A 24,035-nucleotide genomic window follows, 5' to 3' on the forward strand; every position below is an offset into this window, starting at 1 on the left:
CGGAGTTGTAACGAAGCACGACTGCATGGATGCAGGAGCTAGAGCAACGCAGGAGCAGTTGCCGGGAGTGCCTGAACAAGGAGTCAGAAATGTATGATTTCATATGGTTAGCTACTTATGCCCTGTATTAGCCAGGGCAACTCTCTATTAAGCGAACATTAGCAACCATCGGGGGAGCGTCTTTATGAGCATCATAATCGACCGACGCCTCAACGGAAAAAAGAAGAGCACTGTCAACCGACAGCGTTTTCTGAGGCGTTACCGCAGCCTGGTCAAAGAGGCTGTACAGGGTGCTGTTGATCAACGCTCAATCACCGACGTTGAAAGCGGCAGCAATATTACCATCCCAAAAAAAGATCTGAGTGAACCCTTTTTCCATCATGGTCAGGGGGGGCATCATGGCCATGTGCATCCGGGTAATAAAGAGTTTAACCAGGGCGATCGTATTCAGCGACCACCGGGCGGTGGTGGCCAGGGCACAGGAGATGGCAAGGCCAGTGACAGCGGTGAAGGCGCTGATGACTTTGCCTTCCAGATCAATCGTGATGAGTTTCTGGAGTACCTGTTTGATGATCTGGAACTGCCGAATCTGGTCAGGAAAGAGCTGAAAGACAGCACAGACTATAAATTAAAGCGGGCAGGTTTTACCACGGCCGGTTCCCCTGACCGCCTGAACGTGGTCCGATCACTGCGTGCTGCCCATGCACGGCGGATAGCACTCTCTGGCAAAGACCGGAAAGTGATCAGAACACTGAAACGAGAGCTGCGGGAAATGGAAGTCAGCCCGGATGAAGTTGACCAGCTTCAGGCCCGCCGACTCCGTGAAGAGATCAATGTACTTAACAAGAAATTGAAGCGCCTGCCATTTATTGATGATTTTGACCTGCGTTTCAATAACATGGCCAAAGTACCCCAGCCTTCCAGCAAGGCCGTGATGTTCTGCCTGATGGATGTTTCCGGCTCCATGACCCGGGAAATAAAGGACATGGCCAAGCGCTTCTTCCTGCTGCTCTATCTGTTCCTGGAGAGAAACTATGAAGCGGTAGAAGTCGTCTTTATCCGGCACCACAGCGAAGCCCGTGAGTGTGATGAGCATGACTTCTTCTACGCCAGGGAAACCGGGGGAACGGTGGTATCCACAGCCCTGCGCCTGGCTGATGAAATCATCACTGACCGATACTCCCCCAACGAATGGAATATCTATATCGCCCAGGCCTCTGATGGCGATAACTGGGAAGCCGACTCCAGTAAATGTCACGATATTATTCTGGAAAAGTTGCTGCCGGTTTGTCAGTACTACTCCTATGTAGAGATCACCGATCGCCATCACCAGAACCTCTGGTATGAGTACAAGGCAATAGAGCAGGCACATCCGGGACATTTTGCCATGCAGCAGATCCGCAGCTATGCGGACATTTACCCAACCTTCCGCCGCTTATTTGAGAAAAAGGAGGGAAGTCATGTTGGAAGTTGAAGCACCGGTAAGAACACCGAAAAAAAGAAAAGAGCCGCTTTCCACCGGTTCCGACTGGACATTCGAGTTGCTGGAGGCCTATGACCGGGAGTTTGCCCGGCTGGCCGACAAGTTCCGGCTGGATACCTATCCCAACCAGATAGAGGTGATCAGCTCTGAGCAGATGCTCGATGCCTATTCCTCTGTTGGTATGCCATTGATGTATAACCACTGGAGTTATGGCAAGACATTCCTCAGCAACCAGCAGAACTACCAGCAGGGAAGAATGGGGCTGGCCTATGAGATAGTGATCAACTCCAATCCCTGCATAGCCTATCTCATGGAAGAAAACACCATGCCGATGCAGGCGCTGGTGATTGCCCATGCCTGCTATGGTCATAACTCTTTCTTCAAGGGTAACTATCTGTTCCGGCAGTGGACCGATGCCAGTGCCATTATTGATTACCTATTGTTCGCTAAAAGCTACCTGGCCAAATGCGAAGAGAAGTACGGCATCAGCGCCGTCGAGGATATTCTGGATGCCTGCCACGCCCTGATGAATCAGGGCGTTAATCGCTATGTTCGGGCAACACCTATGTCTGCGGAGCAGGAAAAGGCACTCTCACAGGAGCGGGAGGAGTATATTCAGCGCAACCTGAATGATCTCTGGCGAACCATCCCTGTCCGCGAGACTGAACAGCAGAAAAAAACCGTACGCTTCCCCAAGGATCCGGAAGAGAACCTGCTGTACTTCATTGAAAAGAATGCGCCGCTATTGGAAACCTGGCAGCGGGAAATTATCCGCATTGTGCGCAAGATTGCCCAATACTTCTACCCGCAAAGACAGACCCAGGTCATGAACGAGGGCTGGGCAACGTTCTGGCACTACCACCTGATGCATGAGATGTACGACGAAGGCCTGATTACCGAAGGCTTTATCATGGAGTTCCTGCACTCTCACTCCAGTGTCGTATTCCAGCCGGATTTTGATGACCCAAGATACAGTGGCATCAACCCCTACACCCTGGGCTTCAATATCTTCCGGGATATACGCCGGATCTGTGAGAATCCGACAGATGAAGACCGACAGTGGTTCCCGGACCTGGCCGACACTGACTGGCTGGATGCGGTGCACTTCGCCATGCAGAACTTCAAGGATGAAGGCTTCATTCTTCAGTACCTGTCGCCTAAGGTCATGCGGGATATGCGGCTGTTCAGCATCGACGACAATGAAATTAACCCTTACCTTGAGGTGGATGCCATCCATGATGACACAGGCTATCGTCAGCTGAGGGAAAACCTGGCCGCACAATACAACCTGGGGAACCGGGAGCCCAATATCCAGGTCTACAACGTCGATGTCCGTGGTGACCGTTCACTGACCCTTCGTCATTACATGCACAAAGGGAGGCCCCTTGATAAGAACAGCACCAGTGAAATCATCAAACACCTTCACCGCCTGTGGGGCTTTGATGTAAAACTGGAGTGTGTGGACGAAGAAAATATTGTTCAATATGAACATAGACTGCCTAAAGAGAAGCAATCTTCAGAGGCTGTCTGAGAATAACGCCCGCCCGGGCGACACTGTATCAAGGATGGCAGAAATTTAAGGATAAAAATTCCATTTTGTTCGGTGAATAGTGGGTTTATTCACCGGACAAACCGGAATTCTTAATTCCAATGGTTCTATGCTGGCCAGTTCTGCGTTGATCATCCGCCTGCTGATCTCCCTTCAATCGCTCAATGTAAGCATTCAAATGCGCTAAATGACTGCAAGCACCTCCAAAAAAATTTCACCAACCAATGGAACCAAACCAGTGAATGAAAGTCAGAGTTAATGAATTTAAGAGATATCTCTACCTGTTTTACAAATCTTCCAGGCAGATGTGTAAAGATGGATAATTTAGTAGCAAATATGCCGTCAAGGGCGATAGCTGGTTCACGTAAGCCATCACCCAGTCAGGGAGATGATAACTCGTTTCCAAAGCCAGTCGCTGCAAAGAGTACAGTAGCCATACAGGAACAGGAAAGTGGTGCCCTGGCTGCTGCTGCGATGCCGAAACAGACGTCTGATTTTAAAATAACGAAAGTAGATAATATAACAAAGTCTGATTGCACCAGTTTTAAAAACAGGTGCTTCAGGAATCTGCTTCCAGTAATCGATCAGAAAACACTGTTAGAGATCATCAGTGAGTTTAGTGACGATGACCTTAAATTTATTCTGACGCTTGGGCGTTATCAAGACAACAACGAGCACTATTTTAATCAGCTCAAACGGTTCGACTTACCCGATGAATATCATACCAGAGGCCATGAAGAGGGACTCAAAAGATTTAATGCGATGCATAACGCAGAGAGCCCTAAGTTATTTGCCTTGTTCAGAGATACATTGTTGGCAGAGGCTAGAGGTAGCAGCCGATTGGAAGATGAATTTGGATTGTACTTTACCCCGTCGTCCGTCTGGTTGAATCCTGTGGCAGAGAAACTGCGATCATTGAACTGCAAGAGAGGTATCGAAGTGATGGGGGGTAAGGGGTATCTCTCTTACTTTCTGAAAAAGTATGGTTTCAGGATGGTGGTAAGTGACAACCACAGCAATTATCAACACCCGGCTGCTGCTTCACCACCGATAGTTGTCCGGAATGAAAACTCACTCGATACAGTGGTGAAATATCAGCATAGATCCGATTTTCTGGTAATCAGCTGGCCCCCCCTACCGACATATTTGCCAAGGCTTGAAGAATATTTTTCACAAGAACATCTCGATGATTATCAAATACTCAAAGCCTGGGGCATAACCAAGCCTGTACTGTTTATCGGCGAAAGGCCAACGCACACCAACAATGCTACAGGGAGTGCAATTTTTCACGAACACCTGCAAATGTATTTTAATGCCTGCAAAATTCCTGAGTACCAGGGACGATCTATCGGCTCTCTTGACGAAGCAATTATCTTCGTACCCAATGGGAAGAAAATGACCACCGTAGAAGATCTTCAACCAATGATGGAAGAGGCATGTAAGCAGCAATAAGATGTTTAATCCATTCCACTGTGATTTCTTGAGCATTCAGACGGGTCATTTGAACTATTTCCTGTTTTATTAGTCCAAAATCAGAAAGTAACTAAATCTCAAATTTATATGCTTCAAAGCTTGCAATGAATCTTGAGTATACCGGCCATGGAATCCTCCATCACATTGTTCAGTTCGTTTTTTGAAGATATAACCTCACGCGTTTCTGACTACTGCCAGACCGGTTTGACAACAGAAGCGCATAAGGTTTTACCCAGCCGTCACAGGAAACAGAAATGAATAAACTATCTCCAACCAATACTCTACTTCCAGCGGCCGATGTTCCGCCGTCAAAAGAGTCTGAGCCATTCGCCCGTGCTTTTGCTGGTCTCAGGGAGGTTAAACCCAGTGATATTGACAATGAACATTCGGAATGCCCGCCAGAAATCGCAGGTTATTCTCTTCAGAAAAGAACCGTTGACATGTTTTTTGGGGATCGTTTCACACGGCTCAAGGCGATTGCTGACTCTCCTTTCATGGAATTCGCCTTGTTGGCTGATACTTATTCCAACTTACTCGAGCTGATTGAGTCCGGTTGTTTGCACCCAATGTACGATAGTACATTTAAAACCAGAAATGAGATACAAATACCCGACACTAGTTCACTTTCAATATCAGGCGAAAATAATTCCGAGGCTAGCAGTTCTGCAAAAATGATTAATCATTACTATAGTATACATTCAACTACCACCCTGCGGGATGAGGTTCTGAAAAGCGCTACTGAAGTACTTTCCTATCCCCCTGACCAAAACTGGTCAAAGCGTGATGCACACCTAATGACTGGCATAGCACTCACTTCACTGGGACATCTCCATCATCTTCACCCAAATTTCCCCAGCGACAGCGAAACAATCGAACAAAAAATCTCCGAGCTGAACCAATACGTTTCCAGGCTGAAAGCAGCGTATGAATTGGATGACGAAGAAAATATGAACGTTATTTTTGATTGGCCATCAAATCTTCGATCACATCGGTCAGTCCGCGGTTAAAGATATAACCTGACGCTGTTCTGACTGCCACCAGCCCCCATGAAGTCTGAGAGAGCAGGAGAGCATAAAGCTTCACCTCGACAGCATCCCAAGTCTTAACTCAGTCAAAGAGGAAAGCAGGAATGATTAACCTACCGCAAACCAGTACTACCGCTCTTGCAGAATATGTCCCACAATCAAGGGATGAACAAGTCGGCCAGGCTGGTGACAAGGAGGTTAAACCCAGTACTACTGGTAATGAATGTTCTAAATGCCCGTCAGAAAGCACAGGCCCTTCCCTTCAGGAAAGAGCCGTCGCTTTGCCTGTTGGGAATCAGGACACGCAACCTGGCAAGAAGAATGCTGCCTCTGCGTTGGTGGCTCCCTGGCTTGCAAGTGATACTGATCAGCTCTTGAACAATCTGGAGGAGGTGATGCAAGCAGCTAATAACCTGCTTTCCACCCCCATCGACCAGAACTTGTCAGAATTCAATGCATTATCGATGAGAGGCAGAGCATACTTGACAATGGGAGAGCTCATGATGATAAACAACACATTCTCTACTCTCTCCGGATCCGCCAGCCATAACAAAAGCGAAACAATTGATCAAAAAATCTCCGAGCTGCAACAATTCGATAAAAAGCTGGAATTCAGTACACAAATAGTTTGACTTAAGTACATGGATAAATGCCTCGTTCCCACACCCCCAGTGGGAATGCATAACGGAACCCGTTGTAATCTCTAATCGTTCATACCCTTTATCCCTGTCAGGTGATTTCTCGAGCTCGATCCACTACAGATGATTATTTTGTCACATGAAAGTCATATCTGCATCTCGATGCGGTTCTTGTCTGGATATTTTGGTACCGGGAGGTGGTAAATGCTGCACTGTCCTCATTAAATAAGGCTTTCCTTTCAAGAACCTCTTCGACTCATAAAGTCCTGTGTAACATGAGAAGTTCCCAGCTCTCCAGCCTGTGTAACATGAGAAGTTCCCAGCTCTCCATCTTGTTGTAGCAGCAGTTTGTTGACTATCACTGACTGAAGTAGTCATCAAAGCTTCAGCTTTGTCCGGGTTTTCGTTAGTTAATGATTTAATATCATTGCAAACCCCAAAACACTTTTTTACTTCGCCCAACTGGTTACTCTGATTTCGACACTCCGTTATCTGACCATCCCCCCACTGCCCCCCCAACAATTGTTCCATGTGACCACTCAAATACGCTAACTTTGTTTCGGTCTGAGGCGAAAGGGCATCATAAGAGGACGGTGAAGCTACCGGCGTTGCCGCTGGATCAGCCGTCGCAAAAGACGATGACGGCAGTGTAGCAAACTGATAAGCCGAATCGGGTTGACCGACAGGGAGCCCACTGAATCCTGGCCAGCTATCGTCTTCTGGCACAATATTATTGCCATCACCTGCCTGGGATGCCTCTTTAGTCCCGGTGAACGCCTCTTCGGCAAAATGGCCGTTGACTTCATCAAGCAACTGGTGCACTCCTGACTGGAGCCTGAGGATCAAGCCAGTAACGTTCTTGACCTTTTGCTCCTGGCTGCATCCCTGGCTGTCATCCACCGGTAGAGCGCAGGCACCAGAATCTTTTTCCGGGTTACTCAAATTGAAGGATTTCGTACCTTGCTGATGCTCCGCCCTTGTGCACATACGCTCTGCGATACTCTCAACCGCCTCATGGTCCTTGCCCCGCAGGAAACTGTCAATCTCGCTTAAACTGATCACCCAGCGATCAAACTTTACCGGGGCTGCGCTGGCGCTTTCTCCCTCTTGACCGCCATGACATTGAGGTTGGGTCACAGCTGTGCTTTGGGCAGGAATTGATGGCATATTCATAGCCAGTTATCCCCTCGACTCTAAGGTTCAACATTAGAGTTCAGAGTTTTGCCACAAGATAAAGTTCAAACATTGGATTAGACGATTTAATTATTTACAAACGATGGTGATAGCCGCTTTTCTCCCTCAGCAATGCTGTCAACGCTTGCATTAACTGCTTTACGCTTTGGTTATGCCCGCCCAGAACAGCACTCAAGAGCGGGAAGGCCTTAATCAGCTGATCCACGATGACCCAGTGGACGTTATCAACAGCTGCGGTCAGTGGCGTTCTTTTGAATGTGACGACCGCACTTATCATTGCTTCGAACATTGCTTCGAATGTCCAGGATATTCAGCAATTCCGTCACAACAACCCGTTGGTCGCTCTGAGCAGCCACGTGGAGGGCTGTTTCCCCGCCTTTGTTGGAGAGAGTCATTACCATCGTGACTGCCCGGCATCGTTTGTATCTCTTGTTTCTCCCTCTGTGAAGCCTGCCTTTGGGAAGGCTCTGGTCAAAAGCCTTTCGATTTGCAAATGCCCGCGAGAGCGAGCTTGCGAGACAGGTGTTTGCCCAAACAGATCGGCAGCGTTTACCAGGGCAGCGATTGCCCTTGGCCTTTCTTTTTTGCCAGTCTGTGCAAGGCAGTCAGTAACTGGGTAACGATCTTGGCGTTGCCAAAAGCAGCAGCCATATAAAGTGGTGTTCTGCCAAATCTGTCTGCTGCACTCAGCACGGTCATGGTAGCCTCAGCCTTTTTTCTCCGCCAGTCCATTCAAGGCATTCAGGAACAAGGCTACCACTTTTTCGTGCCCGGATTGTGCAGCCCGGCAGAGCAGAGTTTTACCGTCCTGGTCGGCTACATTCAGAACCAGCTTGATGGCCTTAGACTTTGTAGGCTCCTGCAGTGTATTCAGGGTACCCAGTACCTCATCCAGAACCTTGGTTTGCCCGCTCCATGGAGGAGCGTTTAGAAGCGTAATTTTCATTCCCTTGCTAGCAATCAACCACCACAGACACTTGTCATGGCCGTTTCTGGCTGCGCATTTTAGGGGTGTCCAGCCATCGTTATCCTTTTCATTGACCAGGCTAAATTCAGGATTGCATACAACCAGATCGTTTTTCCCGGTTCTCTTCCTGATCATGTTGATAGATCTGTTTGTTCAGAACTTCGATCCGCGTAAGCATATGTTCAATATGCCTGTTAAGCATCAGATGCTCATTTTCATAGGCTGGTATACCAACGAATTTTATGATCAGTACTTTTGCTGCTTCTGATGACTGAAGATAGAAATCCCTAAGCTCCATCATTTTACCCAAGTGTTGCTCTCTAAAAAGGTCTAAGTTGGAGCATTGCAGAAACTGTTCATCCAGATATTTAGACTTGCGAAAATATTCTTTCCAGTAATCACCAAACTCTTTTTCAAGAGGATCTATCTTATTCTTAACTTCACTGTTTGTAGCTGTTTGTTGACTATCACTGATATTACCCTTGCAGGGTTGTAGTTTTTCTTTCAATTCATTGAACTGAGAATGAAGCTCAGCCAGCTCTAATTTTGCTTGCTCAAACCGAGCCCCCATTGCGTCCAATACTCGTTTTTCACTATTGTCGCGTCCAATGGACTGTATATCCTTGCTGCTCCCTATGTTGACGACCTCTTCCAGCTTATCCAAACGGTGATGAAAATCCTTTACCTGTAGCTCCTCAAATTGCTTCCTGACCTCCCTGAATTTTCCAGATAAATGTTTAAGCCCCAACGTATCTAAACTGTTCAGCTCTCCCTTGATCCACTGCATCTGATTTCGACACTCTGTTATCTGACCATCCCCCCACTGCCCCCCCATCAATCGTTCCATCTGAGCACTCAAATACGCTAACTTTGTTTCAGCCTCATGCGAAAGGGCATCATAAGAGGTCGTTGGAGCTACCGGCGTTGCCGCTGGATCAGCCGTCGCAAAAGACGATGAAGGCAGTGTAGCAGACTGATAAGCCGAATCTGGTTGACCGGCAGGGAGCCCACTGAAGCCCATTGAGCCACTGTCTTCTGCCACGATATTGCCATCACCCGGGGATGCCTCTTTAGTCCCGGTGAACAGCTCTTCGGCAAAATGGCCGTTGACTTCATCAAGCAACTGGTACACTCCTGACTGGAGCCTGAGGATCAAGCCAGTAACGTTCTTGACCTTTTGCTCCTGGCTGCATCCCTGGCTGTCATCCACCGGTAGAGCGCAGGCACCAGAATCTTTTTCCGGGTTACTCAAATTGAAGGATTTCGTACCTTGTTGGTGCTCCGCCCTTATGCACATACGCTCTGCGATACGCTCAACCGCCTCATGGTCCTTGCCCCGCAGGAAACTGTCAATCTCGCTTAAACTGATCATCCAGCGATCAAACTTTACCGGGGCGGCGCTGGCGCTTTCGCGCCTATGATCGCCATGAAATTGGGATTGGGCCGCAGCTGTGCTCTGGGCAGGAATTGATGGCAAATTAATAGCAAGCCCCCCCTCGACTCTAAGGTTCAATGATTAGAGTTTTGCCACAAGACAAAGTTCAAACTTGGTTTCAGGTAATTAGTTCCGGGCGATGGGGATAGGTTATAGGTGCCAACCATCTTTTAAACGACATTTGTTATGTAATACTGAATAACTTCCTTATCCCAGAATGCCAGCCGGGAAGGTAGGGAACTCCCTGAGCACAAGGCCATGTTGTGGATGTATGGCAAGTATCGCGCCGGGCGATATCGTACTCTGATTTGCAGGGCAAAATTCCTCAATGGGGGAGATGTTCGGGTTGTCTGGAGCCGTTTTGAGAATGATAAGGGGCTGACTGAAAAAAGAATCTTTATCTCAACCAATACAGAGCACGAAGGGCTTGATGTACTTCGGGGTTATGCAAAGCGGTGGCCAGTTGAGTTGAGCCTATGTTTCAACAACTCAAACATGCATTTGGCTGTTGTCATCTGTGGCAGCAAACATTGAGAACACTTCTGCGCTGGATGCACTTGAAAATGGCAGGCTATGCATTTTACAGCTGTTGAACGTAGCCCGATGGTGGTCAGGCTCCATAGTCTTCAAGAACTTTCTTGCAATCTGTTAGGTCATACCGGTTAGCCAAGTCGAGAGCCGTTTGGCCTCTGTTATTATTCTCTCTGGCCAGGAAGGGGGCTTTGGTCAGCAATGTCCGGATGGCCTGTGCCTGTGTTCGGCGATAATTAACAGCTGTGTGGAGAGCCGTCTGGCCATCTTTACCCTTCTCTTTGGCCAGGGAGGGGTCCATCTCCAGCAATTTGTTGATGGCCTCTGTTTGGCCAAAGAGAGCAGCTCCGTGGAGAGCCGTTTCGCCAGCGTTATTCTTCTCTTTGGCCAGTGAGCAATCAAAGTCCAGCAATGTCTGGATGGCCCCTGTCTTGCCATTATTAGCAGCTAAGCGGAGAGCCGTTGAGCCAAAGTTATTCTTCTCTTTGGCCAGTAAGGGGTCAACCTTCAGTAATTTAATGATCAACGATGTGTTGCCCCTGCAGGCAGCATCGTGAAAATCCCGAAGGCGCTTGGATCGGACACTGTTCGACAATACCTTGGCCTTGACGGTGTCTGTGTGGCCTTGACTGTTTACAGCAGCACTGGCTTGTTGACTATCCAAACGATGATGAAAATCCTTTAACTTAAGCTCCTCAAACTGCTTACTGGCCTCTTTGAATTTTCCGGGAAGAAAATGTTTAAGCCCTAACGATTCTAAATTGTTCAGCTCTCCCTTGATCCACTGCATCTGATTTCGACACTCTGTTATCTGATCATCCCCCCACGGATCCGCCATCAATCGATCCATATGAGCACTCAAATGGGCTAACTTTGTTCCAATCTCAGCTGAAAGGGCATCATAAGAGGGCGGTGGAGCTGATGGCGTTGGTGCTGGATCAGCCATCGCAAAAGACGATGACGGCAGTTCAACAGGCTGATAAGCCAGGTCGGGTTGCCTGGCAGGAAGGCCACTGAATTCTGGCAAGCCATGGTCTTCAATTTTGTTACCATCACCTGCATGGGAGGCCTCTTTAGTCCCGGTGAACGGCTCTTCGGCAAAATGGCCGTTGACTTCATCAAGCAACTGGTGCACTCCTGACTGGAGCCTGAGGATCAAGCCAGTAACGCTCTTGACCTTTTGCTTCTGGCTGTATCCCTGGCTGTCATCCACCGGTAGAGCGCAGGCACCAGAATCTTTTTCCGGGTTACTCAAATTGAAGGATTTCGTACCTTTCTGGTGCTCCGCCCTTGTGCACATACGCTCTGCGATTCTCTCAACCGCCTCATGGTCCTTGCCCCGCAGGAAACTGTCAATCTCGCTTAAACTGATCATCCAGCGATCAAATTTTACCGGTGCTACGTTGGCGCTTTCTCCCTCTTGATCGCCATGGCATTGAGGTTGGGTCACAGTTGTGCTTTGGGCAGAAATTGATGGCATATTCATAGCCAGTTATCCCCTCGACTCTATGGTTCAACATTAGAGTTCAGAGTTTTGCCACAAGATAAAGTTCAAACATTGGATTAGACCATTTAATTATTTCGTGACAATTTCTTACCAAAGGCCATGGTTTTGATGTTATATACGACGGCTGCTTTTTGTTTCCAGAGTCGTATGATTAATACAGAACTGGTGCCGTAACGCCACCCGGATTTTTCGTTTAATTGTTTCAGGCTCCGCGCCATTCAAGAGGATACGGCCTTCAAAGAAGATCTTTTTGTCATCCAGCTGCCAGACGTGCATGCACCCTACTCTTTTTACCCCCTCAATGCTTTCCAGGGCCGCCCTGATCTGTTCAATATCGATGCCGCCCGGAACCCCCTGCATAAGAATAATAATGCAGCGCCTCAACAGAATCGCGCCATTAAAGATCACGTAGACTGATATCCCGATGGTGGCTATCACATCAAAAATATAGAGCTGGTAGTTGATGATCAGCACACCCGCTACGATGACTACCAGAGAAGCAACCGCATCGGAAGCACTGTGAATAAAGACCGCATTGATATTGATATCGCTTCTGGCTCCAGCCTTGAAAGTCAGCAGCGATGTGGTGATGTTAACCAGAAGGGCAACACCGGCAACCGACAGCACAATCCAGCCATCAACTTCCCTGGGGTAAAAAAACTTACCTGTGGCCTCACAGATCAGATACCCCCCCACCACCAGTAAAAATACACTGTTTATTAAAGCCCCGAGAATATCTGCCCTTTTGTATCCGTAGGTCATGTGTTTATCTGCTGACTTGCAACCTATTCGCCTGGCAATGACAGCAACCAGAATTGCACCGGCATCACCCAGGTTATGCAGCGAGTCTGCGATCAGGGAGAGGCTTCCGGCAACGCTTCCCCCAACGACCTGAACACCACTCAGGAAAAGCTTGATAAGCAGGGCAAGGATCAGCTTTCCATCACCAACGGAATCATAATCATTATGCTGGTCCATGGAGGTTTACTCACCATATCCAGAGGCTTTAATTGTAGCCTTTTGTGCTGATACAGCTGAAAATAACCACAGCCTCCTCTCTATAAAAAGTCACCTGTCGTACCTTATTGACCAGTGTGTGCGAGCACAGACGTTGCTCCATGCACAACACCCCACCAATAAAAAACTGAAAAAGCCCGATATATCAGCAGATAAAGCCTGAACAGGGCTATTAAAAGCACAATTTATGATGTTATATTGTAAGTTCCCTTTTCTGGAAATCTGTGGTTCAGTTCCATTTATCGAGATGGATTTCAACATAGGTAAAGGGAACAAAGTGGCAAGGACGACACTTTTTATGAATAACCATAAAAAAATGCCAAAAAATAAAACAACAAGGGTTGCAGTTTCCCAGCAGTTCCTTCAATGTAATATTTAAGGATTCAAGCTGTATGGAAGCGACCAAGAAGGAAATGGAAGCTATGCTGGTAGGTACAGTCAAGTGGTTTAATAACCCCAAAGGGTATGGATTTATCCAGGCGCAGGAAGCGACAGAGAATCAGGATGTTCTCATTCATTACTCTGTCATTGATATGGACGGCTTTAAAACACTGAAAGCAGGCCAGGTTGTCAGCTTTGAGATTGGCCATGGTCCCAAAGGTCTTATCGCCACGAAAGTCGTACCCGACAACGGTAATGGCACTGAAAGCACTCAGAGTGCTACTCAGGAAGAGTCATTCCCGGTTTAAACTGGTGCCAGGCCACCCGAATACTCTTTTGCCAGATAGCCTTGTGTCACTCTCCACAGTGCTACACATTGTGGAGAAACACCTATTATGACAAAAGAATATTTGTTGCTATTATTTCCAGTCACTCTTTTATAAAAAGAATGTCTGGATGATCAGGACTGCTCTTTTCCGGTTACTCATGCCGGTTAAAAACCACAAGTGCACTTTCTGCATCGCCAATGATTAGTCATACAGGTCTTCTCGTTCTCCAATACGTTTTCATGGGGTGGCCATTGTTGACGCTTTTGAAAGAGCCACGTTTTTATCAATCATTGACTCATAAATTCAAGACAAGGTAGTGCAGTGCTGCTGGACAGTTTTTCCCTCGTTGTTTCAGGCTCTTTGGTAGTATTTATTGCAGCGATTGCCTGGTTTCTATGGCTGACTTTCAGCCCTTTCAAAGCCAAACCCAACACCCCTCTTTTCGACCAGGATAAGCGTGCTTTTTTCGGTCAGCTGGATATTGCCGTTCGCAGTCACTTAATGGTTTTGCCTTCTTTGCCCGTTGGTGACGTTCTTGCAGCTGGCAGGTTCAGCCGGACCGCCATGGCACTGAATATCAAAAAAAACCGTCGATTTGACTTTGTGCTCTATCACCGCAAAAAGATGGAAATCTGTTGTGTGATCAACCTGATCCCCTACAACACAAAGTCCAACTCAAAAGAGTTCAAGCTATTACGCCAGCTCTGTGCAGCGGCAGAACTGCCATTGCTGGAATATGATATGAAGCCCTGGCGGGATGTTACCGAATTGCGACGTACCGTTCTCGCCACCTGCGGATTTACCGAGGAAGGCACTCCTGATTACGAGCTCCCCACCCCAAGGGAAGCTATTGCCGAAGTCGAGACCATTGTTGATCCACAATGCCCCAAATGCCACAGCCCCATGCGACTGCGAACACTTAAAAAAGGCCCTCAGGCAGGCCTGGAGTGCTGGGTATGCAGCACCTACCCAAGCTGCAAAGGTGCCAGAATGGTTCACTCGTGATCAACAGAACTGGCTACCAGATGTAGCCAGTTCCTTGAATCCAGATCAGGAGCACTTAAGGATCACGGTGGCCAAAGGCGGCAATGTCAGAGAAAGACTGTATGGCAAATGATGCATCGGGATTTCCTCAGTTTCAAGCAGCTCGCCGACTGAAACACCGCTGCCGCCAAAGCAGGTATTATCGGTGTTCAAAATTTCACAATAGCGACCAACCTCTGGAACACCAACGCGATAGCTGTCACGAACAACCGGCGTCAGGTTACAGATAACCTGTACTGAGTTCCCTTCATTATCATAGCGACGAAACACCAGCACACTCTGGCTCCTGTCATCCCCGGTGGTCCAGGCAAAACCTTCTGCCTTGAGATCCTGCTCAAACATCGCAGGCTCTGAGCCATGCAGCTGGTTAAGGGTTTTAACCAGCTTCTGAACCCCCACACTGAAACCCTCTGGATTGTCCAGCAAGCCCCAGTCCAGCTCAGCATTCTGATTCCACTCGTTATGGGTGCCCAGTTCAGTGCCCATAAAGAGCAGCTTTTTACCGGGATGCGCATACATAAATGCCAGGTAAGCCCTCAGGTTGGCAAAACGCTGCCAATCATCACCAGGCATACGGGTCAGAATAGTGCCCTTCCCATGAACGACTTCATCGTGGGACAGGGGTAGAACAAAATTTTCACTCCAGGCATAAACCGTACTGAACGTCATCTGCCCATGATGGTGCTGGCGATAGACAGGATCGAGTTTCATATACTCAAGCGTGTCATTCATCCATCCCATGTTCCATTTGAAGTCAAACCCAAGCCCACCGTCTGCAACCGCTTTGGAAACACCTGGCCAGCTGGTTGATTCCTCCGCAATAGTCATCACATCCGGGAATGCAGCGTGTACCTTCTCATTAAACTTCTTCAGGAAAGCCACGGCTTCAAGATTCTCATTACCACCATGAATATTGACCTCCCACTCACCTTGACCTCGTGAGTAATCCAGGTAGAGCATGGAGGCAACCGCGTCGACACGAAGGCCATCAATATGAAATTCATCCAGCCAGTAAAGGGCATTACTGATCAGAAAGTCCTGAACCCAGGGCTTGCCAAAATCATAAATACAGGTTTGCCAGTCAGGGTGCCAGCCACGACGAGGATCCGGATGCTCATAAAGTGAAGAGCCGTCAAACCTGGCCAGCCCATGCTCATCATTGGGAAAGTGCGCAGGCACCCAATCCAGAATGACACCAAGACCTTTCTGGTGACACTGATCAACAAAATAGCGGAAATCATCCGGCGAACCATAACGGCTACTGGACGCATAAAGACCAACCGGCTGATAACCCCAGGAATCAAACAGCGGATGCTCCGACACAGGCAGCAACTCAACATGCGTAAAGCCCATATCCATCACATAAGGAATCAGCTCATCGGCCAGTTCACGAAAGTTCAGGAAGTCACCGTTCTCTTTTCTTTTCCATGAGCCCGCATGGACTTCGTAGATAGAGAAGGGCTGCTCTTTATCTGCCTTGTCTTTTCTTTTACCCATCCACAGCTGGTCTTGCCAGGCATAGCTATCGACGCCCTGTACGACAGAAGCCAGTCCGGGCCACTGCTCAATATGGCGGGCGAACGGATCGGTTTTCTGTGGCAGCGAATTGCCGTGATAATCACGGATAGCGTATTTATACTGATCGCCAGCCTGAACGCCGGGCACAAACAGTCGCCAGATGCCATCATCCGCACTGGCCATTGGATGGAGCCGGTCATCCCAGCCATTAAAGCTTCCCACAATACTCACTGACCGGGCATAAGGCGCGTAAACCTTAAACAACACACCCTGTATATTCAGTTTGCTGTTGATCTTATGGGAGACCACCTGTGCCCCGAGGTGTCGATAGAGGCCATCCGACTCAATATCTGACTGGGCAAGAATATATTCCCCAAAACAGTATGGGTCATAAACCACAAAGCGGTGGCCATTTGCCCAATGGATCGCCAACTGATAAAGAAACGGCTTTTTTCTTCTGGACAGATGCAGCTCAAAGACACCAGCCTCATTGCGGCTCATTTCGCCAAGCAGCTTGCCGGTGTGGTGATCAAACACCTCGACCATGGTTGCATCCGGACGCCATACGCGAATGACCAGACCTTTTCCTTGCGGATGAGGATGCAACCCCAGCTGATCAAAAGGAGTTGCACACTGACTGTTAGCCAGATCCGCCACCACAGGCTTTATGGCAGCCTTTGGCGTTGATGATGTTTTGGAAGATACAGCGATATTCATAGTGTTGCTTTATTTCAGTGCAAAAATTGCCTGTCGACAAAACCAGACGGACTCCCGGGAAGACAGGGAAAACTTGTGTCTGGAAGACTGAGCACCTCAGCCTTCCGCCTTTCCTTCAAGATAAGCCACTCCGGGGCTTGTCGCTAGGAGGCTGACCGATAAACCTCAAGGTAATCCAGGGCAGACTGCTCCCAGGTAAATGACTCATTCATGGCATTAACCACCAATCGACTCATCAGTTGCCCATCCTGATAAACGACATTGGTCTGATTAAGACAATGCAACAGGGCATCACTATCAGCCGAATCAAACATAAACCCGGTTGCCTCCCCGCCAGCTGAATTATAGCCTTTAACGGTGTCCACCAGCCCACCAACCGCCCGAACAATGGGCAGGGTACCGTACTTCATGCTGTACATCTGGTTAAGGCCGCAGGGCTCAAACAATGAAGGCATCAGGAAGAAATCAGAGCCTGCTTCAATCAGATGCGCCAGACGGTTGTCATAAGCCTTAACAAAGCGACACTTGTCGGGGAAGGCACTGACCAACCGGCTCAGCTCAGCGGCAATAGTCCGCTCACCTGCCCCCTGGAGTACAACCTGAACATCATCCTGCAAAAACTGCCACAGGGCTGGTATCAGATAAGTAAAACCTTTCTGCCCGGCAAGACGACTGACCAGCCCATACAGAGGTTTATCGGTGCTCACCGGTAACTGCAGTTGTTCCTGCAAAGCCTGCTTACAGACCGCCTTGCCAGAAAGATCATGCAGGGAGTAATTGGCTGGCAGCAAAGCGTCTGTTCCAGGGTTCCACTGTTGATAATCACAGCCATTAAGAATACCGGAAAAATCCTGTTTTCTTCGCCCGATGATATAGGCAAGGCCATGAGATCCAAGATCTGTCTGGAGCTCTTCAGCATACCTTGGACTCACGGTAGTAATTTTATCAGCAAAGGCAATACCGCCCTTGAGCAGATTAATATGCCCATGGTCTTCAAAAAAATCCGGGGTATACCAGTGGTGATCGATCCCCAACACGTCCAGTAAAGCACGGTCAGTATGCTGTTGATAGGCACCATTGTGAATGGTCAGGACAGTCCGTGTATCAGCAAAGAAAGCATTGCCAGACTCATGGGTTTTCAGGTAGTAAGGCAGAAGTGCTGACTGCCAGTCATGGCCATGAATAATATCCGGCTTAAAGCTTAAAATCCGGCAGACCTGAAGTGCCGCTTTACAAAAAAAAGCAAATCGCTCAGTGTTATCACCAAAACCTTCACCCTCATGGGTGTAGAGACCACTGCGGTCAAAGTAATGGTTATGCTCAATCAGGTAAACAGGGACACCTTCAAACGTTCCCTGTCTTATGGCAAAACCCATTTTTCCCTGTGAGCCGAGACAAACTTCTCCAGCTCCGGCAACATCCGTTGTCAACGCTTCCAGAGCCTGACGGTAGGCGGGCATAATCACCCGGACATCATTTCCGAGCTTGCGCATCCAGGGCCCGAGAGCGCCGGCCACATCGGCCAGCCCTCCGGTTTTGACAATACCTGCCAGCTCTGATACCGCAAAAAGTATGTTTAAATCAGAACCCAACTTTTGCTCCTCTGGGAATAACCACCAGACCAGAATCAGTGACCTTGAAGCGTTTAAGATCCTCTTCACGATCAACACCGATGCGGGTTCCCGGTGCAATTTCTACACGCTTATCCACAATAACCCGGTTCAATACGACATCTTCACCGATGGTGACATTGGGAAGAATAACCGATTCAGATATGTGAGTATTGTCGCCAATTTTGACGTTGTAACCCACCACACTGCGATGCATATAAATGTCATAGAATACGCAACCCACACCCACCATGGAGTTGTTGATCTGACCTTTACGCTCTTCACGATCAAAAGCAATCAGGGCCGGTGGATAGGGTGGAATATAGGTACGAATCGGCCAGCCCTGATTATGCAGGTCGATGGGCGGTTCACTGGTCAGCAGATCCATATTCGCTTCCCAGAATGAATCAATGGTACCTACATCGCGCCAGTAGCCGTTATTTTTGCCCCCGGGAACTGTATTTCCGGAGAAGTCATACACCATGACTTTTGCCCGTGGGTAAAGGGATGGAATGATGTTTTTGCCAAAATCGTGGTCAGACCCTTCATTGGCGTGATCATCCAGCAGCTCTTGCACCAGACACTCTTTGGTGAATACATAATTCCCCATTGAAGCCAGCACAAAGTCCGGATTGCCGGGAATGGTCTTCACATCATCCTTTGGCTTTTCGGCAAAACCGATCATACGACCATCTTCATCAACCTCGATTATACCGAAGTGATGGGCCTGATTAACCGGTACGGGAATCGCCGCAACGGTCAAGTCAGCACTGTGTTGCTGGTGATACTGAACCATATCCCGCACATCCATGGTGTAGATATGATCACCACCAAAGACACAAACCAGATCGGGGTTGTGCGACTCAATGTGATTCAGGTTTTGATACACCGCATCCGCGGTGCCCTGATACCAGTCACTGCCGGTATTCATCTGGGCTGGCAGCGTATCAATAAACTTATCCGCCAGACCGGCAATACGCCAGCAACGTTGCAGGTGTTTGCTCAGTGAGTGCGACTTGAACTGAGTAATCAGATAAATCTTGTGAAGATCGGAATTCACAAAATTACTCAGCACAAAGTCGATGATTCGATATTGTCCGCCAAAAGGAACCGCTGGCTTTGCTCTTATGCTCGTGAGTGGAGCAAGCCTGGACCCTACCCCTCCGGCCAGGATCATGGAAAGGACTGAAGCCATGGTCGATTTTCCTGTTTTATGCATTACGATCTGAAAGTATTAAGGTCAATCCCTGACCCATTCCGGGCCATTGCAAGCAATCCCCCGAAAGAATCCCCCTCCTGCCGAAAGCCAGCCCCCCCTATTGCCAGCCTCAGACAAAGCATTCCGATGTCAGGCTGATTCAGCTCACCTCAAACACCATTTGCCTTAAAGACTTCGGCGATAATCTCCTGAGCTTCACTCTGCAGATGGGAAAGGTGCTCTTTCCCTTCAAAGCTTTCAGCATAAATCTTATAAACGGCTTCGGTTCCGGAAGGTCTGGCTGCAAACCAGCCCCGCTCGGTAACCACTTTCAGACCGCCAATGGCGGCACCATTGCCAGGTGCGTGGGTTAAACGGGCAATGATAGGATCACCCGCCAGTTTTTCTGCTTTAACCTGTTCTGGACTCAATGCAGCAAGCACTTTCTTCTGGGCATCATTGGCTACAGCATCGAGCCGCTGATAAACCGGAGCACCGTATTTCCGGGTAAGCTCCTGATAATGTTCGCCAGGGTCACGCCCGGTAACGGCGGTAATTTCTGCCGCCAGCAGCGCCATGATGAAACCATCCTTATCGGTACACCAGGTATTACTATCCCGGCGCAGGAAACAGGCTCCGGCACTCTCTTCGCCGCCAAATGCCATAGTGCCTGCTGAGAGACCATCAACAAACCACTTAAACCCGACCGGAACTTCAGTCACGGTACGACCCAGACCATTGGCGACACGATCAATCATGGCACTGGAAACCAGCGTCTTGCCGATCGTCGCCTCTGGTGACCATTGCGGACGGTGGGTATAGAGATACTGGATGGCGACAGCCAGATAGTGGTTTGGATTCAGCAATCCATGACCACGGGTCACAATACCGTGGCGATCAAAGTCCGGGTCATTCCCGAAAGCAATAGCAAAGTCATCTTTGAGGTTGATCAGTCCGGCCATGGCGGAGGAGGATGAACAGTCCATACGGATCCGGCCATCCTTATCAAGGTGCATAAACGAAAAGGTCGGATCAATTTTCTTGCTGACCAGCGTCAGGTCAAGACCATAACGATCCGCAACAGGTGCCCAATAGTGCAAACCTGAACCGCCCAGAGGATCAACACCAATGCTCAGTTTAGCGTTGGCAATGGCCGCCATATCCAGCACATTTTCCAGGTCATTCACATAAGGCGTAACGAAGTCATACTTGTGAACCTTGCCGGATCTTAGCGCCTGTTCAAAAGAGATTCTTTTAACGCCAGACAGGTTTTCACCGATCAGCTCATTGGCCCGTTTTTCCACCCAGCCGGTAATATCACTACCTGCCGGGCCACCATGGGGCGGGTTATATTTAAAACCGCCATCTTCCGGTGGATTGTGGGAAGGGGTGATGACCACCCCGTCCGCCAGCTTAGAGCCATCAGCCGATAAAGAGCGCCTGCGATTATAGGAAACGATGGCATGGGAAATAACCGGCGTTGGCGTATAGCCACGCTCCTGATCGATCATGACATCCAGGCCATTGGCAACAAACACTTCCACAGCACTGATTAACGCCGACTCAGAAAGCGCATGGGTATCCATGCCAACAAAAACAGGGCCTTCTATTCCCTGCGCACGACGATATTCACAGATTGCCTGACTGATCGCCAGAATATGGGCTTCATTGAACGAACCATTGGCAGACGTGCCACGATGACCCGATGTGCCAAAAGCGACACGCTGACTGCTTTCTGCCTGATCGGGCCGTATCGTGTAATAGTCACTGACCAGTCGGGGAATATTAACCAGAAGATCATCGGTTGCGGGTTGGCCTGCGAGGGGGTGCATGGCGGTTCCTCATTAGTAAAAATGGCAGAGAATGCCCTGGCTGGCCGACAGCAAATACAACCAATATTTGCTAACCATGAAAATACAAGGCAACTGCCTTATTTACTTTCAGAAGCTAACAGAGAAAACCGCCCGCCAACACAAAAATAAAGTAGAGCATCAGTCTGTGAGTAAGTGATTATGCTCACGATACCGACTATTCTACAGGGATGCATTGCCGTTAATCACTAACTTACCCCAACCCCGTTATTATGAAATAATGAAAGGTTTTCAGACCAATTCTTTCACCACCACAACACTGTGCCCCGGCACCTCGTACCACCCCTGATTCAAAATCACCTCTTCCCGGAAAGCTTCTCCATTATCCAGATCCGTGGATAAAACTCTTTGCCAGCGAACGGCATTGCCACTATCAGGCAAGTTAAAGCGCCGGGTTTCAGCCTCATTATTGACCAATAGCACCAGGCTGGACTGGCTATCCACAGGGCAGCGATAGCGCATCTCCAGTGCACGACCACGCTCATCAGGCAGCATTGCTGCGGTCAGAGGTACGCCTTCAGTATTAAACCATTCAAGCTCAGCGCTGTGCCACTGCCTGTCATCTGTCTGATAACGAATGCCCAGCAATGGCTCTGACTTGCGTAGATGAATAAGCATTGAGGTGAACTGTTGCAGCTCGGCACCATCAGGATTCTCATCACTATTGCCGTTTCCAGCCAACCACGACCAGTCAACCCAGCCAATGGGATTATCCTGACAGTAAACATTATTATTGCCATGCTGACTGTTACCAAACTCATCACCCGCCATCAGCATAGGGATACTGCGGGAAAACATCAGCGTCGCCAGCAGGTTTTTTCGTACACGCAGCCGCAGCTGTTGAATAGCAGGGTCACTGGACGCCCCTTCAACGCCATAATTCCAGGAGAGATTATGTTGGTCACCGTCCCGGTTGCCCTCACCATTAGCGAGGTTGTGCCGGTGCTCAAACGACACCAGGTCGCGCAGGGTAAAACCATCATGACCGCAGATATAGTTAACACTTCCAGCCGGTCTGCCTGGCCCGAAAATATCTCTGGAGCCGGTCAGACGCCAGGCGATATCCACCACCTGGTCTTTGTCACCACGCCAGAATGATCGTATACCACCGCGATAACGGTCATTCCACTCATGCCAGTCCCTTGGGAAACCTCTCAGGCGATAACCTTCAGGCCCCAGGTCCCAGGGTTCTGCAATCATCTGCCGGGTCGAAAGAATCGGATCCTGAAATACGGTCTGAAAGAATGCGCTGTGAGCATCAAACTTCCGATGTCGTCTGGCCATGGTCGGTGCCAGATCAAAACGGAAACCATCGATCTGATAGTGCTCAGCCCAATACCTGAGGCTATCCATCACCAGTTTGATGGTTTGTGGGCTGTCAAAATTCAGCGTATTCCCACAACCACTGTAGTTGGTAGACACCAGATGACCACCATGGTGATCCAGCAAATAGTAATCTTTCTCAGCCAACCCTCGCAGGCTCAGGCATGGACCATCCGATCCCGCTTCACAGGTATGGTTGTAAACAACATCCATCACTACCCGGATACCGGCACGATGCAATTCACGAACCATTGTCTTCAGTTCATCCACCGGATCATCCATAGCATATGACGGCTCAGGTGCCATAAAGCAGAGCGGGTTATAGCCCCAGTAGTTTTTCAGCCCCAGCTTCCGCAATCTTGGCTCACTGAGAAAACTGGTCACCGGCAACAGCTCAACCGTATTGATGCCCAGCCCCTTCAGATAATCAATAACGACAGGATGACACATCCCCAGATAAGTCCCCCGCAGAGCTTCGGGAATATTGGGGTGCTGACGGGTAAAGCCCCTGACATGGCTCTCATAAATAATACTGTCTTCATGGGGGAGTTCAGGCCTGGTAACAGATTGCCAGTCAAACTGATCGGTCCGAACTACCGATTTGGGCAGCAAATGGCCGTTGTCCTGATCATTGAACGACCACTGACTTCTTTCCTTGCCGGAGTAATCATAGACGGCAGGCTGCCAGTTAATCCCCCCTTTAACTTCACGGGCATAAGGATCCAGCAGCAGTTGATGAATATTGAAGCGCAACCCCACATCAGGTGCCCAGCGGCCATCGGCGCGATAGCCATAGACCTGACCTTCCTGCACCCCTTTAACCAATACATGCCAGATGCCCTTTTCAGGGCCATACATGGGAATGCGCTGCTCCACCCCGGCGCTGTCAAACAGACACAGCATCATGGCTGACGCTTCTGGTGCATACACCGCAAAGTTCACCCCCACCGCTGAGTCAGGAAACTCCGGGTGCAGCTGCTGATTCAGAAAGTTAGCCCCCAGATGGTGACAACTTCCCGGGCCAAGTGATTCTAAGGTTATTTGTGGCTGATTCATGTATCCGAGACACCAACTTATTGGAATGGGTTGAATTTTAATTTGATTCACCAGCAATAACTACTGCTGTTGAAAATACCCCGACAGCTAAGGAATTGTCTTTTAATAAGTTCCCGATTTCCGTTCACCCTGAGCTTGTCGAAGGGTCGTGCCACCGAACTTCGACAAG

19 protein-coding genes and 1 pseudogene are annotated in these 24,035 nt (G+C 48.9%); 7 read left to right on the forward strand and 13 right to left on the reverse strand.

All coding sequences use genetic code 11. The annotated features are described in order from the left end of the window. The first annotated feature begins 184 nt into the window (after positions 1–184). From ACO6UY_RS09780 to ACO6UY_RS09800, 5 genes are all read left to right on the forward strand, one after another. A complete protein-coding gene (locus tag ACO6UY_RS09780) occupies positions 185–1,474 on the forward strand; it encodes a YeaH/YhbH family protein (RefSeq protein WP_422468485.1) in 1,290 nt (429 codons plus the stop codon). Further along, positions 1,461–3,014, forward strand: coding sequence for a SpoVR family protein (locus ACO6UY_RS09785; protein ID WP_422460077.1), 1,554 nt, complete (start codon positions 1,461–1,463; stop codon positions 3,012–3,014). The genes ACO6UY_RS09780 and ACO6UY_RS09785 overlap by 14 nt, the downstream gene beginning before the upstream one ends. A 333-nt stretch (positions 3,015–3,347) precedes the next feature. Further along, positions 3,348–4,484: a hypothetical protein gene (locus tag ACO6UY_RS09790; protein ID WP_422489755.1), complete on the forward strand. Its 1,137-nt coding sequence runs from the start codon at positions 3,348–3,350 to the stop codon at positions 4,482–4,484. A 275-nt stretch (positions 4,485–4,759) separates the two neighbouring features. Further along, positions 4,760–5,512 (forward strand): hypothetical protein, encoded by a 753-nt coding sequence (locus tag ACO6UY_RS09795; protein ID WP_422489757.1) that lies wholly within the window; start codon positions 4,760–4,762, stop codon positions 5,510–5,512. Positions 5,513–5,634: 122 nt separating this feature from the next. After that, a complete protein-coding gene (locus ACO6UY_RS09800; RefSeq protein ID WP_422489759.1) occupies positions 5,635–6,162 on the forward strand; it encodes a hypothetical protein in 528 nt (175 codons plus the stop codon). Positions 6,163–6,303: 141 nt separating this feature from the next. Here the strand turns inward: ACO6UY_RS09800 and ACO6UY_RS09805 are convergent, their stop codons facing one another. The 8 genes and pseudogenes from ACO6UY_RS09805 to ACO6UY_RS09840 form a co-directional block, all read right to left on the reverse strand. Continuing rightward, the gene (locus ACO6UY_RS09805) at positions 6,304–7,341 is read right to left on the reverse strand and encodes a hypothetical protein (RefSeq protein ID WP_422489760.1); all 1,038 of its coding nucleotides are present in this window, start codon (positions 7,339–7,341) and stop codon (positions 6,304–6,306) included. 94 nt (positions 7,342–7,435) lie between these two features. Next, positions 7,436–7,651 (reverse strand): hypothetical protein, encoded by a 216-nt coding sequence (locus ACO6UY_RS09810; protein WP_422489762.1) that lies wholly within the window; start codon positions 7,649–7,651, stop codon positions 7,436–7,438. Between the two features lie 260 nt (positions 7,652–7,911). Then, positions 7,912–8,061: a hypothetical protein gene (locus ACO6UY_RS09815; RefSeq protein WP_422489764.1), complete on the reverse strand. Its 150-nt coding sequence runs from the start codon at positions 8,059–8,061 to the stop codon at positions 7,912–7,914. 7 nt (positions 8,062–8,068) lie between these two features. Beyond that, on the reverse strand, positions 8,069–8,308 hold the full coding sequence (locus ACO6UY_RS09820; protein WP_422489798.1) for a hypothetical protein: 240 nt from the start codon (positions 8,306–8,308) through the stop codon (positions 8,069–8,071). A gap of 9 nt (positions 8,309–8,317) precedes the next feature. Further along, positions 8,318–8,464: pseudogene (locus ACO6UY_RS09825) on the reverse strand (ankyrin repeat domain-containing protein); the annotation flags it as partial. Beyond that, positions 8,415–9,539 carry a hypothetical protein gene (locus tag ACO6UY_RS09830; RefSeq protein ID WP_422489766.1) on the reverse strand — a complete coding sequence of 375 codons (1,125 nt, stop codon included), beginning with the start codon at positions 9,537–9,539 and terminating at the stop codon, positions 8,415–8,417. The gene ACO6UY_RS09830 and the pseudogene ACO6UY_RS09825, both read right to left, overlap by 50 nt. An 835-nt stretch (positions 9,540–10,374) precedes the next feature. Further along, positions 10,375–11,775 carry an ankyrin repeat domain-containing protein gene (locus ACO6UY_RS09835; protein WP_422489768.1) on the reverse strand — a complete coding sequence of 467 codons (1,401 nt, stop codon included), beginning with the start codon at positions 11,773–11,775 and terminating at the stop codon, positions 10,375–10,377. Positions 11,776–11,913: 138 nt separating this feature from the next. Beyond that, positions 11,914–12,780 carry a cation diffusion facilitator family transporter gene (locus tag ACO6UY_RS09840; RefSeq protein WP_422489770.1) on the reverse strand — a complete coding sequence of 289 codons (867 nt, stop codon included), beginning with the start codon at positions 12,778–12,780 and terminating at the stop codon, positions 11,914–11,916. 431 nt (positions 12,781–13,211) lie between these two features. Here ACO6UY_RS09840 and ACO6UY_RS09845 point away from each other — a divergent pair, with 431 nt between their 5' ends. Both ACO6UY_RS09845 and ACO6UY_RS09850 read left to right on the forward strand, forming a co-directional pair. Then, entirely contained in the window at positions 13,212–13,508 is a 297-nt protein-coding gene (locus ACO6UY_RS09845; protein ID WP_269675240.1) for a cold shock domain-containing protein, read from the forward strand. 342 nt (positions 13,509–13,850) lie between these two features. Beyond that, the gene (locus ACO6UY_RS09850) at positions 13,851–14,534 is read left to right on the forward strand and encodes a DUF2726 domain-containing protein (RefSeq protein WP_422489772.1); all 684 of its coding nucleotides are present in this window, start codon (positions 13,851–13,853) and stop codon (positions 14,532–14,534) included. A 45-nt stretch (positions 14,535–14,579) separates the two neighbouring features. Here the strand turns inward: ACO6UY_RS09850 and glgB are convergent, their stop codons facing one another. From glgB to glgX, 5 genes are all read right to left on the reverse strand, one after another. Next, positions 14,580–16,808, reverse strand: a complete 2,229-nt coding sequence (glgB, locus tag ACO6UY_RS09855) for a 1,4-alpha-glucan branching protein GlgB (RefSeq protein WP_422450414.1) — start codon at positions 16,806–16,808, stop codon at positions 14,580–14,582. 143 nt (positions 16,809–16,951) lie between these two features. Continuing rightward, on the reverse strand, positions 16,952–18,400 hold the full coding sequence (locus ACO6UY_RS09860) for a glycogen synthase (protein ID WP_422489774.1): 1,449 nt from the start codon (positions 18,398–18,400) through the stop codon (positions 16,952–16,954). Then, entirely contained in the window at positions 18,390–19,613 is a 1,224-nt protein-coding gene (gene glgC / locus ACO6UY_RS09865; protein ID WP_422450412.1) for a glucose-1-phosphate adenylyltransferase, read from the reverse strand. The genes ACO6UY_RS09860 and glgC overlap by 11 nt, the downstream gene beginning before the upstream one ends. A gap of 173 nt (positions 19,614–19,786) precedes the next feature. Continuing rightward, entirely contained in the window at positions 19,787–21,448 is a 1,662-nt protein-coding gene (pgm, locus tag ACO6UY_RS09870) for a phosphoglucomutase (alpha-D-glucose-1,6-bisphosphate-dependent) (protein ID WP_422489776.1), read from the reverse strand. Positions 21,449–21,718: 270 nt separating this feature from the next. Continuing rightward, positions 21,719–23,866, reverse strand: coding sequence for a glycogen debranching protein GlgX (gene glgX, locus ACO6UY_RS09875; RefSeq protein ID WP_422489777.1), 2,148 nt, complete (start codon positions 23,864–23,866; stop codon positions 21,719–21,721). Positions 23,867–24,035: the final 169 nt, after the last annotated feature.

This window comes from Endozoicomonas sp. ALE010, from assembly GCF_049310165.1.
Lineage (GTDB): Bacteria > Pseudomonadota > Gammaproteobacteria > Pseudomonadales > Endozoicomonadaceae > Endozoicomonas.

What these genes read in the sequence shown, in the direction of transcription:
- ACO6UY_RS09780 (WP_422468485.1), top strand. Translation starts at nt 185, where the DNA reads ATGAGCATCATAATCGACCGACGCCTCAACGGAAAAAAGAAGAGCACT.
- ACO6UY_RS09785 (WP_422460077.1), top strand. Translation starts at nt 1,461, where the DNA reads ATGTTGGAAGTTGAAGCACCGGTAAGAACACCGAAAAAAAGAAAAGAG.
- ACO6UY_RS09790 (WP_422489755.1), top strand. Translation starts at nt 3,348, where the DNA reads ATGGATAATTTAGTAGCAAATATGCCGTCAAGGGCGATAGCTGGTTCA.
- ACO6UY_RS09795 (WP_422489757.1), top strand. Translation starts at nt 4,760, where the DNA reads ATGAATAAACTATCTCCAACCAATACTCTACTTCCAGCGGCCGATGTT.
- ACO6UY_RS09800 (WP_422489759.1), top strand. Translation starts at nt 5,635, where the DNA reads ATGATTAACCTACCGCAAACCAGTACTACCGCTCTTGCAGAATATGTC.
- ACO6UY_RS09805 (WP_422489760.1), bottom strand. Translation starts at nt 7,341, where the DNA reads ATGAATATGCCATCAATTCCTGCCCAAAGCACAGCTGTGACCCAACCT.
- ACO6UY_RS09810 (WP_422489762.1), bottom strand. Translation starts at nt 7,651, where the DNA reads ATGTTCGAAGCAATGATAAGTGCGGTCGTCACATTCAAAAGAACGCCA.
- ACO6UY_RS09815 (WP_422489764.1), bottom strand. Translation starts at nt 8,061, where the DNA reads ATGACCGTGCTGAGTGCAGCAGACAGATTTGGCAGAACACCACTTTAT.
- ACO6UY_RS09820 (WP_422489798.1), bottom strand. Translation starts at nt 8,308, where the DNA reads ATGAAAATTACGCTTCTAAACGCTCCTCCATGGAGCGGGCAAACCAAG.
- ACO6UY_RS09835 (WP_422489768.1), bottom strand. Translation starts at nt 11,775, where the DNA reads ATGCCATCAATTTCTGCCCAAAGCACAACTGTGACCCAACCTCAATGC.
- ACO6UY_RS09840 (WP_422489770.1), bottom strand. Translation starts at nt 12,780, where the DNA reads ATGGACCAGCATAATGATTATGATTCCGTTGGTGATGGAAAGCTGATC.
- ACO6UY_RS09845 (WP_269675240.1), top strand. Translation starts at nt 13,212, where the DNA reads ATGGAAGCGACCAAGAAGGAAATGGAAGCTATGCTGGTAGGTACAGTC.
- glgB (WP_422450414.1), bottom strand. Translation starts at nt 16,808, where the DNA reads ATGAATATCGCTGTATCTTCCAAAACATCATCAACGCCAAAGGCTGCC.
- glgC (WP_422450412.1), bottom strand. Translation starts at nt 19,613, where the DNA reads ATGGCTTCAGTCCTTTCCATGATCCTGGCCGGAGGGGTAGGGTCCAGG.
- pgm (WP_422489776.1), bottom strand. Translation starts at nt 21,448, where the DNA reads ATGCACCCCCTCGCAGGCCAACCCGCAACCGATGATCTTCTGGTTAAT.
- glgX (WP_422489777.1), bottom strand. Translation starts at nt 23,866, where the DNA reads ATGAATCAGCCACAAATAACCTTAGAATCACTTGGCCCGGGAAGTTGT.